This is a genomic window from Paenibacillus sp. PL91 (genome assembly GCF_012935325.2).
Taxonomy (GTDB): Bacteria; Bacillota; Bacilli; order Paenibacillales; family Paenibacillaceae; genus Pristimantibacillus.
In genome coordinates this window covers 1-13,571 of the sequence record NZ_JABBYG020000042.1, presented here as the reverse complement: position 1 = coordinate 13,571, position 13,571 = coordinate 1, and the positions used below count along the sequence as shown (strand labels likewise).

Below are 13,571 nucleotides of genomic sequence, written 5' to 3'. Positions count from 1 at the left end.
AACGTACAAAACGGATGCGGTGCCCAAGACTACTTGGCTTCAATCGATCAGAATGCTTAGCTAGGTATTCCTTAAGCAGATTCAGAGTTATTTCAGAAATATTTAGATCTCCGAAATTCGTATCCAGCATATTAAGCTGCAGGGCATAAGCTTTTATTGTGTTTGGACTAAACCCTTGGATTCGCTTGTCCGCCTCATAATGACGCCAAAGTTCACTTAAATTCATAATATAACCTCCTATTAGAGCAATTAATTCTAGTTTGCTTCTAATAGAAGGTTTTAGACCGATTGGTTCAACTAGCGTTACCCGTTAGCTTAATGCATTTGTCCGTTATTTAAGCTACTGTTCTGATTCAATCATTTCCCATAACGAATCCTGCGACACATTAATGTATTTCAGTTGCTTCATAACATAGACGAAATCAGGCTTCCTATTGATCATACACATTCCTAAGTCCAAGATTCGCAGGTGCTTATGCTTAATGCTAACAGACGATCCAATTCCTGATGAGCCTTTAATACTCCAAAAATAGCCCTGTAATTCGATCCATCAGTTCAATTGCATCTTCCTCAGTCACATCAATACCATACATATGTTCATGCACAACCGAGTAAAGGTAGTCTCCGCCACCTTCTTTCAAGAAACACAAGTCTTCCGGCAGGCTAGGATAAATCCAATCCGACAGGCGGTTTGCCATTTGCTTCAGTAGATTCCCGCTTTCTTCGCAGCATCTATAAAAATAGTAGGTTCCTGCGGTGTAAAAGGCATAACTGCGATAGGTATTTCTTATTTGTGTAAATTCATCCATATTATCGCCTTGGATTACGATTGTCTTGATCAGGTAAGGATCCAGCGCTTCCAATACGCTTGTGTAATGGCCCTGTACCACATCAGCCGAAATTCCCCCCCTAAGCACAAAACATTCCGAGTTCCATATCGCCAAATCTATTACCTGCTCGTAAGCTTCGCCTTTAGGGTCTGTATACATTCTCATCCCATAAGTCTCCTTTCCCATTCGAAGTACATAATATTCCTATTGGTAAGATACCATAAATTGGAACTATCTTTCCCGTTAGCTTAATAAAATGAGCAGGCCTCCGCAGCGCCTGCTCATCCATTTGTTTTATTCAACTATCGTTTCCCGTTAGTTCAATGAACAATTTTCTGACCAATTATAAAAAACTAATTACCTTTCAGATAGAATCTTCTTTATGCTTACCAATTGAACGCAGAGACATAACACTTCAATGGCTGTTTCCAGCTCTTTAACTGATGGAAAAGTAGGGGCTATACGTATATTTCGATTCCTTGGATCTTTTCCATAAGGAAATGTAGCCCCTGCCTTAGTCAATGTGACACCGACTTCTGCTGCCATATTTACTACGTCTTTAGCACAACCGTCTAATGTATTAAGGCTAATGAAATAACCCCCGTTCGGTTTATTCCATGACGCAATATTTTTTCCACTTAACTCTGATTCAAGCTTATTTAATACCATATCAAATTTGGGTTCTATTATAGCTGCGTGCTTTTCCATATGAACTTTTAAATTATCAATATTTTTTAGAAAACGAACATGTCGAAGTTGGTTGATCTTGTCGGGGCCAATTGTCTGGATAGAAATCTGCTTCCGTATAAAATTCAAGTTCTCCTCGCTGGATGCTAACACTGCAATGCCAGAACCAGGAAAAGTAATCTTAGAGGTAGAACTGAACATATAAACACGGTCAGGATTTCCTGCTGCCTTACAGGCCGCAAGTATATTTTTCAACTGATCGGGTTTAGTTAAATGGTGAACAGTATAGGCATCATCCCAAAAAATTCTAAAGTCCCTTGCTTTAGTATTCATGTGAGCAAGTCTATATACCGTCTCTTCCGAGTATGTGATTCCGTCAGGGTTACTGTATTTAGGAACACACCATATTCCTTTAATAGAATCATCTTCACTGACAAGCTTTTCGATCGTATCCATATCTGGTCCATTCTGCAACATGTCTACTACGATCATCTCTATATTTAAGAGCTCACATATGGCAAAATGCCTGTCATAACCTGGACTGGGGCACAAAAATTTTATAGCTGGAAGCTTCCCCCATTGCGATCCGCTACCGTAAACACCATGAAGCATCGCTCTGGATATAGTATCATACATCATATTAAGGCTTGAATTGCCACCAATAATGATTTCGTTTGTGCTAACCTCAAGAATTTGAGAAAATAATTCTTTTGCTTCAGGAATTCCGTCAATACCTCCGTAATTGCGACAATCCGAACCATCCTTTGCCTTTAAGTGATCATCAGATATCAAGATATCGAGCATTTCAGTGGAAAGATCAAGTTGTTCAGGACATGGTTTGCCTCTAGACATATCCAATATCATGTTCTGATTCTTATACTCATCGTATCTTTCTTTTATGATCAGATAATGTTTGTTCAATTCGTTTACATCTTCACTGATGTAATCAGTATGATTTTCCATTCCCATACTCTCCTATCAAAGAATTTTTTGATAAAATTATACCATATCTGTTGAAGATAACTGTCCGTTAGCTTAATAAGATGAGCAGGTCACCGTAGCGCCTGCTCTTCATGTGTGTTATTCAACTATCGTTCCCCGTTAGCTTAATCGGGGAATTTATAATTGTTCATTTATATAACAAATCACAAATTTCCTCTAACTTTAGACCGCGTGATCCTTTAACTAAGATAACATCATTTTTTTTTATTATTCGGTTACATTCAGATACAAGATCTTCTTTTGAGGTAAAATGCTTCACTACTCCTTCTAACTCTGAACCACTAAGTGTATCAGATATAATTCTGCTTAAATTACCAATAGTAAATACGGAGTGTATTTTTGATGTATCAATACTTTTAGCTATTTCTTCATGAAATTCAATTTCTTTATCTCCCAATTCCAACATGTCACCTAAAACCAAAACCTTTTTATTAAAACCATCTAGATTAGAAATTGTCTCTATTGCTGCTTTCATCGAAACAGGGCTTGCATTCCATGCATCGTTAATAATTAAGAATCCTTTAGGGCTGGGGATCCGTTCCATTCTCATTCCAGTGACCTCTAAATTAGTAAGTCCAGACTGAATATCCTGTTGATTGATTTGAAATCGATCTGCCAAAGCAATCGCAGCAAGAACGTTTAATATGTTATGCCTTCCAAGTAAAGGCACAGAAAATTCATCAGTATACCTGTTCAATGTAAAAGAAAGGCTAGATTGATTCTGGTCCATTGTTAGTGGAAAGTAATCATTGGTATGAGATTCTCCAAATCGAACAACCGACGTTGTTTCAGGGAGCGTCCTTTCCGTGAGTGCCTGAGTGAGTAATGGTTCATCCCCATTGATAATAATTGATCCATTAGGGCTTAAACCTTCAAGTAATTCTAACTTGGCTAAAGCAATTCCCTCCCTCGATCCAAGACTCGACAGGTGTGATACACCAATCATTGTAATTACTCCAAAATCGGGCTTCGCAATCTCAGATAGGACTTTCATTTCTCCTACATTACTCATTCCCATTTCTAAAACAACAATCTCTGTATCTTCTCCAACTTCTAATAACGTTAAGGGGAGACCATACTCTCCATTTAAGTTCCCATATGTTTTTTGAACTATATATTTTGTACTTAATATTGAAGTTACAATATCTTTAACTGTGGTTTTTCCATTACTCCCTGTTACTCCAATTACTTTACAGTTTAATTGCTCTCGATAGGATTGCGCGATATTTTGTAAAGCCTTTAACGTATCATCTACAATTATGAGTGGTAAACCTTCTGGAGGTGGTAAATGGTCTGCTTGCCACAAAGAAGCGACCGCTCCATTATCAAATGCCTGCTTTACATATTTGTGGCCATCATCGATTCTCACTATTGGGACAAATAAATTACCTTTCTTTAGTGTTCTCGAGTCGATTGATACCCCCTGGATGTTTATAATTTCAGGAGATTTTAAAGATGCAGTTACTCCATTTCCTTCAATCATTGATAATATTTCCTCAATTGAACGCTTGATCACATAATCCCCCCTTTAGGTCCTTCATAATATATTATGGCACAATATTCTGTAAAATTTCACCAAGTTCGTTGTCGACGTTATTGTGCTAAACTGCCAGTTAGCGTAATGAAGCAGCCGATCATTATGGTCGGCTGCTTCCGTGTTTTTGTTGAACTACCATGCCCCGTTAGCGCAACAAAGTGTTGCCATCATGGCAGATCTTTGTACTCAAGTTAATGACTACACACCAAACTGTAATAAAAGATGGTCTAGATGCTTATAGTCACGCTTGCTCAACAATTTGTGTTATTCGGCTGTCGCCGTGTCCAATTAGATTAACGTAACCTTTTAATGAACTTGCGTCTATAAGTTGTAGAAATTAAATCTAATTTTTAGAATGGGAGGGAAAATTCGTAAATGAATAAAAAATTAATTCTTACCGTTTTGTGTACTCTTCTGTCGGTAAGTTTGATTTTCGGAGTAGCTTACGCAAGCGGTGCAATAAAAATAGTTGTAAATGGTAAAACCGTTGCATCGGATGTAGCACCAAGAATGATTAACAATCGGGTTATGGTACCAATCAGTTTTATTTCCAAGGCTCTATGTGCAGATGTCACTTAGGATCAAAAAACGCAGACAGTTGGAGTAAAGAGTTTTGGAATCACGCCTTTGATTGTTTAGAAAGATGATATTTCGACTTTGAGTTTCCTTTTTTAAACACAAATGGGTAATCACTTCTTGATTGCAACTAACGATATTTAGACACCTCCGTAGGTTTTCAATTAGGGAATCTGATCACTATATTATATCATTTTTGTTTTGCAAAGAATTTTTGACCAATACTTTCGTCAGCACATTCTGTTAGAATATACTTTCCCTCATTCAATATTGGCCCTGAACAAGTGGTTTGTAATTTCTCTTTTTTTCCATTTTCATCAGAACTACTATCATAGGAATAATTAATACTCTTTTCATTAAAACTAAGTTTATGAAAAATTAGATCGCCTTCATCTGTATATTTTGCTATTTTGACATCCGCACTTTTACCATTTTCTAAATCACTGATAAATCCCTCCAATAGTTCATAGTTCTGAATATTCGAATTAACATATACTACATATCCCTTTTTTGCAGCATCTTTTGAATTCAAAGTTTTTGCACAACCAACTGTTGTGATAATAAGCGAAATTAGCAATACAACTTTTAATAAATTCATAAAAATGCTCCTTTTTTAAAGTATTTAAAATTTAAAATGAGATAGAACGCTTAAGAATCAACTTAAACGTTCTATCTCTGATTTTATTTCACTATTAGTTCTGAGACAGATTTCACACTAGATAACTTACCCTTCTTGTGTTCATTTGGCTTTATTAAACCAGTTGTTTTGTCAATATCAAATTTCCCTTGAAAAACACCAGAAACAACAAATCCGCCCTGAGCTTCGATAATAGGTCCTTCATACTTCTTTAGAAAGACAATTGCTTTATCTCCAGCTTTTAATACAGGAGAATCATCAAACTGATACTCTATATCCTCTAGTATACCACCTGTTTCTAGAATTTTCACACCAGGTGTATTATTGCCCTTATATACTTTAGTGACCTTTGAGTTTGAAAGTGTGGAAACAATATCTTTAAATTCGAAAGAATTTGAACTATTCACCACTATTTCATAAATTGCATAATTCTTCAACAGAAGTGTAGCTAACCGCTAAATCACCATGGTAGGAAACCACATCATGTTCTTTGGTTTTAGCATTTGAGTTTACAGCATTGTTAATAAAGATATAACCCACTAGAACTGCTAACATAATAACTAAGGAAATTTTACTTCCCTTTTTTCTTAATATTGTATTCATACTCCTACTGTAGCTTTATAATAAAGTTTGATAATTTCAAATCTACATACCCTTGGTTTTTCGTTAAGGAGACCAAGTATTTTTAAAATAAAGTTTGATAAAAACTGAACTTAACGATAGCTTAATTACTTGTAGCTACTCATTACAGTTTCTAACCTCTTCCGAGGCACTTAACTCGAAGAGGAGCCCACCTGAGTACACTTCGCCACTTGCTCGGCGAGACTTGCGATGGTACGTTCAAAAATCGCCTTATCATTGAGCGCTCTAGCGAGAGTTAACCGCCCTGAATCCCGCCAATCGCTTCCTCCGAAATTGCAGTAGCGGTTTCAATTGACACTCCCGCACGAACAAGTGCTGCACATAAAGCGTTGATCCATCTTTTGAAATATTGACAAACCATCGCAGCATACCTGTCCCGAGTCTCGTCGAGAGCAAAAGCACCTACGAGACAAATCCGTTGGCCCGATTGAAAATAAGCATCGACCTCGCGCCACATTTTTTGAATAGCCATATGGGGTTCGTCTCGTTAGAGCGGCTCAAACACGTTGCATTCGAACCACATATCTACGTGTACGAGGATCTCGGCGGCCATTTCCTCTTTTCCTCCGGGAAAGAAATAACCGATCGGTTTATACTTGCAAGTAATGTAAGATAATTAGTTACACTTAAAAGCTAACTTTAATGATTTCTATAATACATGACTCGGTGGTACTTTGATTTCGCTAATCTGCCATTAGATTCATGGAAAGTAGTAAAGATGCCTAAATAATTTAATGTATATCTAATCGGAGATCGGTACAAGTTCTTGTCCTACGACAGGTTTGTACATTGACACCAAGTTTTTTACCAAAATGTCACCTACACTCCTTCATAACTAGTCAGCATTTATACTTTCTACGTTAGTTGAAACAACAAGAACCAATCATGTCGATTTGCTATTCAGTTAAGCTTAAGGTTCTATCTTGTCGAAAATTGAAAAAGGAACAGGCGTTAACCCGTTCCTGAGAGTTATTTATGCAGTCATGCAAAGTTCCTTAGTGAGCTTTAGGTGAATTATCTCCGCTAAAGTAGCCGGAAATTCAATGAGAAATGGTACTATTTCCATTTTAAACTACTCCTTGATGCGTTGAACGATCCTCCTCATTAGAACTCAAAGATTAACCAAGAAATCGCTACTGGCGAATATTAAGTATCCCCGTCCCTATCCAATTTCCCAGGTAACCGATAAGTTTCGACGTAAACTTTTGAATCTTATAAACAACTTATTGGTTGTCAAATAAGACCTCTGCGGTTAGTTGGATATGTGCTCTAAAGATCTGTGTAGCACGTTCACCATCGCGGCTAAGAACGGCATCCGTTAATGCCTTATGTTCAGCGACTCCATCGCGAACTTGCTGTTTCAGGGGTGAACAATGTCGATAAAATTCGCTCAAATCCCAAAGGTTGCTGCAGATATCCAAGAGAACGGGATTAGGGCATGCGGCAATAAGCTCGTAATGAAATTGACGATGAATCTCAGACCATTCTTCGCGGACGACAAGCTTTTCATTCACTTCCTTGTACTCAGCCGTTTGCGATAGCTTGTGATGCAAGGCAATTACATTGGATTCCCATGTGAGATCACCATAGGCGATGGATAGGCGTAAAGCTTCAGATTCATTGATTAACCTCGCTTGCACGATGTTGTTCAGTTCTTCTTCCGACGCCGTCTTTACTGAAAATCCGTGGTTAGGATTTTGCTGTACCAGACCCTGAGTCGCCAATCGCGTCAACGCTTCGCGAACAACGGCAACTGAGACTTCGAAACCTTTAGCTAATTCCGAAACTTTTAATGGAGAGCCTGGTTCATATTGTCCAGTCAAAATATCGGATTGTAGTTTCTTCCTGACATTCTCGCTTAAGGTGGACGAACCATTCCTTTTGGCCATGAAGCAGCACCTTCCTTCATGCACATTATAATTATACGTAATTGTATTTAGATAGTTTACACCGATATCAATAAAAAACAAACATTAAATTCGATAATAAATTATTAAAACGATTATCATTTACAGAATCGATTATTTAATGTATTATCGAAAATGAAAATAAAAGGAGGTAATTTACAATGAACAACAATCCATTTTCCAAATTGCCAGAAGTAGCAGTCTTTCATTTGGAGAGCAATGACATTGTGGAGGGACATCCTCTACCGGCCCAGCATTATTCGGAGATGTCAACACTAGAGGGAAGTAAAGATCTCTCGCCCCATTTGAAGTGGTCGGGTGCACCCGACGGGACAAAGAGTTTTGTCGTAACTGCATATGATCCGGACGCCCCAACTGGATCGGGGTTGTGGCACTGGGCCGTTATCAATATCCCTGCCAGCGTTACCGAGCTACCCACAGGCGCAGGCGACGAGCATTCCAGCGGTTTGCCTCAAGGCTCCCTGCAACTACCGAATGATTTGAGACTCGAACGCTTTATCGGTGCGGCGCCTCCTGCGGGACACGGTCCTCATCGATATTATTTTGTTGTTCATGCGCTGGACGTCGAAAATATCAGTGTCGCCCCTAATTCCACGCCAGCTCTCCTTGGATTCACCATGCTGAGTCATATGCTGGGGAGAGCGGTTCTCATGGCAACAGGGGAAATCAAGTAAACCAAGATGTTGAAGCATACCATCATTTGCGGCTGTGGGAGCAAGATTAAAAATAAAGTGAAATTTAAAATATATCCAGAAAAACTGAAAAGTCCTCTTAATTGAGGACTTTCAGTAAATTAGCGTTGAGCATCTCTGCCAGCGAAGTATTTAAAACATTACCTTGTCGGCTTAATCAGGTGAAACATTTATCATCAAAGGAATCCAGGCTCGTTATTTCATCAATACAGTTTTATCCTATAGAAATGAGGCATTCCAATGCAAACCAATCATAGCGTTCAAAGTAATAAAGGAGAGTTATTACTTGGTTTACTTGTCTTTACACTCATAATATCCGTCATGAATGCAACCATGTTTAATATTGTACTCCCTAATATCAGTAAACAATTTCAAATTTCTTCATCGCAAGCGAGTTGGATCATCACAGGCTATATGATTGTGTACGCAATTGGCTCGGTAACTTACGGTAAATTGACAGACAGATACAGCTTGAAGAATTTGTTGACGTTTGGTCTACTACTTTTTGCAATTGGGTCTGTCATCGGCTTAGGGGCTAGTGAATATTGGTTGGTCATTGTGGGGCGAATTGTACAGGCAGCTGGTGCATCGGTCATTCCGGCGATTTCTATGATTGTACCAGTTCGTTACTTTACATCTGAAAGGCGCGGTCGTGCATTGGGTACCGTTGCAATCGGATTTTCACTCGGTTTGGCCATTGGTCCGATCATTGCCGGCGTGGTAAGCAGTACATGGAACTGGCGGGTACTATTTGTAATCTCGCTTTTATCATTACTTACGTTGCCGATGTATCGGAAATATTTAGATGATGAAAAGGGAGTTTCCAGAAAAATGGATTATATTGGCGGAGTACTTCTGGCCGGTACCGTAGCCATTTTGTTACTGGCTTTAACAAGCGGAAGTGTTTGGCTTGCCTTAGGGGGGACTCTTACTTTCATTTTTTTCTTACTACGTATACGCTATACTCCAAACCCATTCATAAACCCGGCCATATTTCGAAACAAACCGTTTTCATTCGGTCTAATTATTACTTTCGTCATGATCGGGATTGGCTTTGCCTTTCCATTCATCACACCTCAGCTACTTTCTTCTGTAAACCACTTGTCACCGGTTTTCATCGGAATAGTTATGTTGCCGTCGTCTTTAATGGCCGCGCTTTTGGGTCGACGAGGCGGTAAATTAGCAGATGAAAAGGGAGATCGTTTCCTTGTGTTTACTGCAGCTGCACTTCTTATTATCGGTTTCATCTCTTTGTCTTCAGTCGTTGGTATGTCGCCAGTATTTATTGCGATCTTTCTCATTTTCGGTATTCTTGGTCAATCGTTCATGCAAATTGCAATGTCAAACACTGTTTCACGTACACTCTCAAAAGAGAATATTGGCGTAGGGATGGGATTATTCTCGATGGTCACTTTTATTGCTACGGCTACATCAACAGCTGTTATCGGCAAGATACTAGATCTGGGCACATCGACCATTCGCTTAAATCCGATACCACAAAACAGTGCGACTTTCGTATATAGCAATATTTTCCTGACACTTCCCATTCTTATCGTTGTCGTAGCTGCATTATATTATGCCCAATTTGGGCGTACAGGTAAAATGGCTAAGGACGAAAAGATGAATAGTGAACCAGTTACTTAGTAACGGTAATATAGAAATGCTAGGTCAGATCGGGTTTGATAACATCAAAAATCAAAAGCTAGCCTGCTTAATCAAAAAAATCTGCATGCCAGTTCATTTAAAGTTAATAAGAGACCAGAGACCTTCTTCTAGCTGAGAATATATAACTCTCAGGTTTTATGCTGTTCATGAGAATCATACTTATTACGCGGACCTCTTTAGATCGTTTTTGATCAGTAATATGAACAAGTTCTTGTCCTCTGACTCGGGACAAGAACTTGCACTTATTAAATAAATAAGCTGCGACATAGCAACTTTCAATGGGACCAGATTGATATGGACGATCATATTTAACCCGCGACAACTCCTCATTCTTTAAATGATAATACTTTATACAACTGGAGGACTCTTCCGTATCGACGGGTCTGCTTTCTACATGATTTCGAAGTGAATCTGACCAATGAAGTTTATTAGCTTGGACCATAAACCTGCCTTTGGCGTTTCGGTAAAACTTATCCGGCCGCCTCTTAGATTCATATAAAACATTGACCGCCCTCGACAAATAAGCGAATGAAGAGGGCGGTTTTTTCCGGTTTCCATGTTTACTATGCTTTTTTAAAACAGTAATTGTGATCCTGTTCCAGCGAATGATCTTAAGCTATCCTGACCGTTAGTTTAATGAAGCACCGACAGTCTAATATTTTATTTTTTGTAGTCTACAACAAGATTTGATTTATTGCGGAAGTGTAATGGAAATATTATCAATCTTTATTCCAAATTATCAAACTTTGTTTTAAGTCTACACCTACCTCCTTATTAGTATAGCGAGTTCACGCCGTCTATATCATCATCTTGTGGGCTTGTAACAATCCTGCCATCCGCTGAAGTACACATTACTGCATATGGATCGGTAACATGACCTAAACCAAAAACATGTCCTAATTCATGAGAAAAAACACCTTTTCTCGTTGCAGTATCCATACTTCCCATGTGAGTACGATTTGCTTTTACCTGATCAAAATAATCATTATTTCAAAACTCAAATGATGGTGGCTTGTAATTGCATTCCAATCGGTATTTCCGTAAAGATCATCTGATAAATGAATTTCATAATTCGCAGTAGTTATAGCAGTATAAGTTGCTTCTACCGCAAGATCCCAACCAGCCATTGCCGATGTTGCAGGGCCAATATAATTAGTAGTTAAAATTGAATAATAAGTAAAGTCTTTATCCGTAAAGGGTAAGCCACTATCCGAATACGTATACGCAAATGCATTTGTTGGAGCAACTACAAAGGCTAAAAGCAATGTTGATAATAACATCTTTTTCATCTTCATTTTCATTATCCTTTCTCTTTTCGAATTGTATCACTATGAAACAAAAAAATGGAACAACGATTTACAATGAAGCGCTTCATCTTCCAATAAATAGTAACGTGAAATCCAGATTTTTACATAGTTAATATTACCTAATGAGTTAGTGGTGATATAGCACCATTTTTATACATAGATGGGTATTAAATAATGTTATCTTCGGACGTTTTTGTGGTTTTAAATATGAAAAGCCTGATATGTCTCAATTTGATATAACAGCAATAAATAATACTGTTCAGGTGTTTATGGCTGGAATCGATTATGGATTTGAAGACCTCATTAAAAAATCGGTTACTAGCGACATGGATGTTAACACGTTAAAAGAAATGCATTTCTCAATGGGTCCAACAATGTTGTCCACACAAATTATAGATATAAGACCTATAAAGGTAGCACAAGGACAGCCTAATGAGTTTGAGGTAGAGTAGGAGTACAAACTTGGTCAGAAGACACTACTCTAGATTATTGGGATCTTACTGTAATCAAAAAAGGGGCTTTCAATACGATGGAATACTTAGTGAAAAAATATGGGGGGACTTCACTTAAAGTGGATGAACATCGAGTCTTTCCTGGTTATACCTTTAAACATTAGTTACCCGTTAGCTTAATAATAAGATGAGCAGGTCACCGTAGCGCCTGCTCATCATGTGTGTTTTTCAACTATCGTGTCCCGTTAGCTTAATGAAGGAAGGGTATATGATCAAATAGATATTTGACGGACTACCTCAATGTTCAATTTAAAGGCTCTGTTATTCTTGATTTTCGTGCAATAGGAAAAACCGCCCCTATTACTGAGCGGTTAATTCTGAACTATCGGCGTAGTTATGTGTATTATTGTGGTTATTGGCTGCCCTGCTCGGCTTCCGCCTCCGCCTCTATGTTCGTGAACCAGAACGTATTACTGGTTTCATTATCACATCCGGTTAGCTTGTAATGGGAGCCGAACTCCTTGTTCTCCTCGAGCTCAATACCTCGGCACACCGTGCTCGGACGACCTGCATCGCTGCCAAACCCGTCCCTCGAGTTGTCGTACGTATACGCAATCGCCTCAGCCCCATCATAGATCAGCTCATAGAAGATCGGGTCACCTTCAACCGTATACTGCGTAATACGCACCTGATTCGGCACGCCTACGTCGAGATTCGCCAGAAACAGATTCCACTTGTCGAGATTGTACATCTTCCCGTGAACGTTCACGACATCGCCATTCGCTGCTGCTTGGTCAGCATCATAAGGGTCAGACACAGCGGGGAACGCTTTCGGCTTCATTGGCGGCGTAACCGTCTCCCCCGGTGCAGGAGCAGTGGAAGGATTGGTCGTATTGTCACTAGGTCTGCCCGACTTCTCACTGCAGCCCGATAGCAGCACCAATGCAGCCGCTAATGTTAACACCCATTTGATCATGTATTATCACCTCACATTTAAGAACGTTTCAGCGAGTACGATTGTTTCAGTCGCACATGCGCTGTTGTTTCTGCAGCTGCCGTCGTGTTGTATTGAGTCAACGTTCCCCGTTAGCTTAATGAATTTTTGCACCAATTGTTCAGTCATCAAGGCTTTTGTTTTCTTTTTCTTTTGGATTTTTATATTCTAAATATGTTTTTATCGCAACAACTAGATTGATAACACCTGTAAGCATTACACCAAAGTTTACAAGCAGTTGAGCGGGGTAAAGGTTGCTGGTGTACCGTTACCAATAGGTCCTGTTTTCGGTAGGCTCGCATCCCAATAGACGTATAGTATCCCAATCAACGGTACTAGTATCGCTAAACAACTGGCTACGATATAACCAACATACTTATTCATTCCAATCTCCTCCTAAAAGTCGTTCATCGAAAATTGGTTTTAATACGATGTCAATATTTGAAAGTTCCAATTTTGGATAATTGTTCAACTATCCTGCCCGTTAGCTTAATGAGGCTGCCGTTTCATGCCGGCAGCCTCGTTCTGTTGATTGTTAAGCTATAGTTACCCGTCCCTCGGTTTTAAGAATTTATCTCACATATACTCACTCATTCGCAGGATTTCGTCACCTTGGATCAAG

Annotated in this window: 16 protein-coding genes; 4 read left to right on the top strand and 12 right to left on the bottom strand. The window is 39.0% G+C overall.

Features of this window, described 5'->3' with window-relative positions:
* From HI950_RS34880 to HI950_RS34865, 4 genes are all read right to left on the bottom strand, one after another.
* Positions 1 to 226 (bottom strand): site-specific integrase (locus tag HI950_RS34880; protein ID WP_169091595.1); only part of this gene is annotated, 226 nt, incomplete at its 3' end.
* Between the two features lie 289 nt (positions 227 to 515).
* On the bottom strand, positions 516 to 995 hold the full coding sequence (locus HI950_RS34875; protein ID WP_169091592.1) for a hypothetical protein: 480 nt from the start codon (positions 993 to 995) through the stop codon (positions 516 to 518).
* Positions 996 to 1,187: 192 nt separating this feature from the next.
* The gene (locus tag HI950_RS34870; RefSeq protein ID WP_169091590.1) at positions 1,188 to 2,480 is read right to left on the bottom strand and encodes an aspartate aminotransferase type Ic; all 1,293 of its coding nucleotides are present in this window, start codon (positions 2,478 to 2,480) and stop codon (positions 1,188 to 1,190) included.
* A 166-nt stretch (positions 2,481 to 2,646) separates the two neighbouring features.
* On the bottom strand, positions 2,647 to 4,035 hold the full coding sequence (locus HI950_RS34865) for a UDP-N-acetylmuramoyl-tripeptide--D-alanyl-D-alanine ligase (protein WP_169091588.1): 1,389 nt from the start codon (positions 4,033 to 4,035) through the stop codon (positions 2,647 to 2,649).
* A gap of 396 nt (positions 4,036 to 4,431) precedes the next feature.
* Here HI950_RS34865 and HI950_RS34860 point away from each other — a divergent pair, with 396 nt between their 5' ends.
* Positions 4,432 to 4,635 carry a stalk domain-containing protein gene (locus HI950_RS34860; protein WP_169091586.1) on the top strand — a complete coding sequence of 68 codons (204 nt, stop codon included), beginning with the start codon at positions 4,432 to 4,434 and terminating at the stop codon, positions 4,633 to 4,635.
* Positions 4,636 to 4,822: 187 nt separating this feature from the next.
* Here the strand turns inward: HI950_RS34860 and HI950_RS34855 are convergent, their stop codons facing one another.
* From HI950_RS34855 to HI950_RS34835, 5 genes are all read right to left on the bottom strand, one after another.
* Positions 4,823 to 5,230: a DUF4362 domain-containing protein gene (locus tag HI950_RS34855; RefSeq protein WP_169091584.1), complete on the bottom strand. Its 408-nt coding sequence runs from the start codon at positions 5,228 to 5,230 to the stop codon at positions 4,823 to 4,825.
* A gap of 83 nt (positions 5,231 to 5,313) precedes the next feature.
* Entirely contained in the window at positions 5,314 to 5,706 is a 393-nt protein-coding gene (locus tag HI950_RS34850; RefSeq protein WP_169091583.1) for a hypothetical protein, read from the bottom strand.
* Positions 5,684 to 5,872: a hypothetical protein gene (locus tag HI950_RS34845; protein ID WP_169091581.1), complete on the bottom strand. Its 189-nt coding sequence runs from the start codon at positions 5,870 to 5,872 to the stop codon at positions 5,684 to 5,686. Before HI950_RS34845 ends, HI950_RS34850 begins: the two co-directional genes overlap by 23 nt.
* Before the next feature lie 274 nt (positions 5,873 to 6,146).
* Entirely contained in the window at positions 6,147 to 6,383 is a 237-nt protein-coding gene (locus HI950_RS34840) for an LmrA/YxaF family transcription factor (protein WP_187768221.1), read from the bottom strand.
* A gap of 751 nt (positions 6,384 to 7,134) precedes the next feature.
* The gene (locus tag HI950_RS34835; protein WP_169091579.1) at positions 7,135 to 7,800 is read right to left on the bottom strand and encodes a GntR family transcriptional regulator; all 666 of its coding nucleotides are present in this window, start codon (positions 7,798 to 7,800) and stop codon (positions 7,135 to 7,137) included.
* 179 nt (positions 7,801 to 7,979) lie between these two features.
* On the opposite strand from HI950_RS34835, the gene HI950_RS34830 reads away from it, so the two are divergent.
* Together HI950_RS34830 and HI950_RS34825 are read left to right on the top strand one after the other, a co-directional pair.
* Positions 7,980 to 8,513, top strand: a complete 534-nt coding sequence (locus tag HI950_RS34830) for a YbhB/YbcL family Raf kinase inhibitor-like protein (RefSeq protein WP_169091577.1) — start codon at positions 7,980 to 7,982, stop codon at positions 8,511 to 8,513.
* A gap of 258 nt (positions 8,514 to 8,771) precedes the next feature.
* A complete protein-coding gene (locus tag HI950_RS34825) occupies positions 8,772 to 10,175 on the top strand; it encodes an MFS transporter (protein ID WP_169091575.1) in 1,404 nt (467 codons plus the stop codon).
* 795 nt (positions 10,176 to 10,970) lie between these two features.
* Here the strand turns inward: HI950_RS34825 and HI950_RS37235 are convergent.
* Positions 10,971 to 11,135 carry a matrixin family metalloprotease gene (locus HI950_RS37235; protein WP_169091573.1) on the bottom strand — a complete coding sequence of 55 codons (165 nt, stop codon included), beginning with the start codon at positions 11,133 to 11,135 and terminating at the stop codon, positions 10,971 to 10,973.
* A 26-nt stretch (positions 11,136 to 11,161) separates the two neighbouring features.
* Positions 11,162 to 11,497 carry a hypothetical protein gene (locus tag HI950_RS34815; RefSeq protein ID WP_169091571.1) on the bottom strand — a complete coding sequence of 112 codons (336 nt, stop codon included), beginning with the start codon at positions 11,495 to 11,497 and terminating at the stop codon, positions 11,162 to 11,164.
* Positions 11,498 to 11,724: 227 nt separating this feature from the next.
* Here HI950_RS34815 and HI950_RS34810 point away from each other — a divergent pair, with 227 nt between their 5' ends.
* The gene (locus tag HI950_RS34810) at positions 11,725 to 11,955 is read left to right on the top strand and encodes a hypothetical protein (RefSeq protein WP_169091569.1); all 231 of its coding nucleotides are present in this window, start codon (positions 11,725 to 11,727) and stop codon (positions 11,953 to 11,955) included.
* 412 nt (positions 11,956 to 12,367) lie between these two features.
* Here the strand turns inward: HI950_RS34810 and HI950_RS34805 are convergent, their stop codons facing one another.
* Positions 12,368 to 12,931 carry a DUF4362 domain-containing protein gene (locus HI950_RS34805; RefSeq protein WP_169091567.1) on the bottom strand — a complete coding sequence of 188 codons (564 nt, stop codon included), beginning with the start codon at positions 12,929 to 12,931 and terminating at the stop codon, positions 12,368 to 12,370.
* Positions 12,932 to 13,571: the final 640 nt, after the last annotated feature.

What these genes read in the sequence shown, in the direction of transcription:
- HI950_RS34875 (WP_169091592.1), bottom strand. Translation starts at nt 995, where the DNA reads ATGAGAATGTATACAGACCCTAAAGGCGAAGCTTACGAGCAGGTAATA.
- HI950_RS34870 (WP_169091590.1), bottom strand. Translation starts at nt 2,480, where the DNA reads ATGGAAAATCATACTGATTACATCAGTGAAGATGTAAACGAATTGAAC.
- HI950_RS34860 (WP_169091586.1), top strand. Translation starts at nt 4,432, where the DNA reads ATGAATAAAAAATTAATTCTTACCGTTTTGTGTACTCTTCTGTCGGTA.
- HI950_RS34855 (WP_169091584.1), bottom strand. Translation starts at nt 5,230, where the DNA reads ATGAATTTATTAAAAGTTGTATTGCTAATTTCGCTTATTATCACAACA.
- HI950_RS34845 (WP_169091581.1), bottom strand. Translation starts at nt 5,872, where the DNA reads ATGAATACAATATTAAGAAAAAAGGGAAGTAAAATTTCCTTAGTTATT.
- HI950_RS34840 (WP_187768221.1), bottom strand. Translation starts at nt 6,383, where the DNA reads ATGGCTATTCAAAAAATGTGGCGCGAGGTCGATGCTTATTTTCAATCG.
- HI950_RS34835 (WP_169091579.1), bottom strand. Translation starts at nt 7,800, where the DNA reads ATGGCCAAAAGGAATGGTTCGTCCACCTTAAGCGAGAATGTCAGGAAG.
- HI950_RS34830 (WP_169091577.1), top strand. Translation starts at nt 7,980, where the DNA reads ATGAACAACAATCCATTTTCCAAATTGCCAGAAGTAGCAGTCTTTCAT.
- HI950_RS34825 (WP_169091575.1), top strand. Translation starts at nt 8,772, where the DNA reads ATGCAAACCAATCATAGCGTTCAAAGTAATAAAGGAGAGTTATTACTT.
- HI950_RS37235 (WP_169091573.1), bottom strand. Translation starts at nt 11,135, where the DNA reads ATGGATACTGCAACGAGAAAAGGTGTTTTTTCTCATGAATTAGGACAT.
- HI950_RS34815 (WP_169091571.1), bottom strand. Translation starts at nt 11,497, where the DNA reads ATGAAAATGAAGATGAAAAAGATGTTATTATCAACATTGCTTTTAGCC.
- HI950_RS34810 (WP_169091569.1), top strand. Translation starts at nt 11,725, where the DNA reads ATGTCTCAATTTGATATAACAGCAATAAATAATACTGTTCAGGTGTTT.
- HI950_RS34805 (WP_169091567.1), bottom strand. Translation starts at nt 12,931, where the DNA reads ATGATCAAATGGGTGTTAACATTAGCGGCTGCATTGGTGCTGCTATCG.